Here is a 2,146-nt window from a genome sequence, read left to right as displayed (position 1 = left end):
GGTCTCCACATCCTCCGGCTATAGCTGGACCATGAATGCCTATTGCCCCGCCCCCGGCGTCGGCCCGCAATCGCCTGCCGACAACAATTACCAGCCCGGATTTGCGGCTGAGCTGATGCTGAAGGACCTGGGCCTTAGCCAGCAGGCCGCGGCCAGCGCCGACGCCGACACGCCGATGGGTGAACTGGCCATGGCGCTGTACAAGAAATTCGTCGAGGACGAAGACGGCAAAGGCATGGACTTTTCCGCCATGCTGCCCCGGTTTGAGACACGCAGCCGCAACGGCTGAGGCCTGCCTCCTCAACCGCAGGCTTTGAACAAATGACCTGTCAGGCGGCCTGTTCCGGGCCGCCTCTTGTATCCGGCTTTCTTAAAATATCCCTAAAATTCGAGTAAACTCCAGGATTTCGGCGCCAGTCCGCCACAGTTCTGTCTCAGTTCCCCAGCATTCCGGTAAGCGATCGTAAATTCTCGCACACCCGGAGGCGCGCTGTCTGTTATGGCCACGGCAACGGAACTGAACATCAACTCCTCTGCGACTGCCACCCAGATGGCGGAGGAAATCTTTGGCGACGGCGTCACGGTTGAAAGCGCCAGCTACAGCGGCGACAATCTGTCCTCGGGCATCTACACTGGCGCTGATACAACCACACCCGGCGTTGCGCCTGCAGATTCCGGCGTGATCCTGTCGACAGGTTACGCCCGCGACTTTACCAACAGCAGCGGCACCACCAACACAAACGTCCGCGGCAACACCAGCACCAATACCACCGGCGCCAACAACGACGCGGATTTCAACGCTCTGGCCGGTGCCGCCACCCGCGATGCCTCGTTTCTGGAGATCGACTTCACTCCTGCAGGCGACTTGCTGACCATCGACTTTGTGCTGTCGTCCGAGGAATACCCCGAGTTCGCCAATTCGCAATACAATGACGTGGTCGGCGTATGGGTGAACGGGGTCGAGGCCCAGGTCTCCATCGGCAACGGCACCGCCTCGATCGGCAATATCAACGATGGCACCGAAAACGTCTATGTCGATAACACCGGCGACCAGTTCAACACCGAAATGGACGGGTTCACCATCACCCTGACCTTTGTCGCTCCGGTGAATGCAGGGCAGATCAACACCCTCAAGATCGGCGTCGCCGATACTGTGGACAGCAGCTATGACACCAACCTGCTGATTGCCGGCGGCTCAGTACAGACAGCGGTGGTTGCGCAGGATGATCAGGAAGATATCGCGATCAACAAGACCCGTGTGGTGGATGTTCTGGACAACGACACCGCCGCCGCCGGCACGCTGACCATCACCCATATCAACGACCAGGCCGTCTCGGCCGGGGATACCGTCACCCTAGCCACCGGCCAGCAGATCACTTTGAACGCCGACGGCACCCTGACCGTCGTCACCGACGGCGACCTGGAAACCGTCTATTTCAACTACACGGCGGACAACGGCCTGGGCAACTCCGACACCGGTCTGGTTGAGATCAACCAGACCGTGCCCTGCTTCCTGCGCGGCACCATGATCCGGGTGCCCGGCGGCGAGATGCGGGTCGAGGATCTGCGCCCCGGCATGGAGGTTCTGACCTACGACCATGGCCCGCAGGTGCTGCAATGGGCGGGCAGCCGCCGCATCGCCTGCACGCCGCAAACTGCTCCGATCCGCTTTTCCAAGGGCAGCTGCGGCAATACCCGCGACCTTTATGTGTCGCCGCAGCACCGGATGCTGGTTTCCGGCAGCCGCGCCGAGTTGCTGTTCGGCGAGGGTGAGGTACTGGTCAAGGCCAAGGACCTGGTGAACGACAGCACCATCCGCCCGGCGCTGGAGATGCAAGACGCGCAGTATTTTCACTTGCTGTTCGGCCGCCACCAGATTCTCTGGGCCGACGGCGCCCTCAGCGAAAGCTACCAGCCCGGCCCTCAAACAGCAGCAGGATTTGACGCCGGCACCCTGGCGGAAATCCGCGAATTGTTCCCGGAACTCTGCGCTGAATCCGGCCGCGGATACGGAAATGCGGCGCGGCTGGCCCTGCGCAGCCATGAAGCGCGGGTTCTTGCCGCCGCGTAACCGGCTGCAGGCGGGCCGCCGCCGCCGGCTTTACAGCCCTCTTGGATTTTGCGACTGGCCCGGTATGTCAAAGGC

At 61.7% G+C, this 2,146-nt stretch carries 2 protein-coding genes; both read left to right on the top strand.

The genetic code is table 11. The annotated features are described in order from the left end of the window. Nucleotides 1-289 (top strand): NAD-binding protein (locus A2I95_RS33100; protein ID WP_291736654.1); only part of this gene is annotated, 289 nt, incomplete at its 5' end. A gap of 210 nt (nt 290-499) precedes the next feature. After that, entirely contained in the window at nt 500-2,071 is a 1,572-nt protein-coding gene (locus A2I95_RS33095) for a Hint domain-containing protein (RefSeq protein ID WP_291736653.1), read from the top strand. Nucleotides 2,072-2,146 lie beyond the last annotated feature (75 nt).

The sequence above is a fragment of the Leisingera sp. F5 genome (assembly GCF_001593695.1).
Note: the sequence above shows the minus strand (reverse complement) of the source record. Positions and strands in the feature narration are given on the sequence as shown.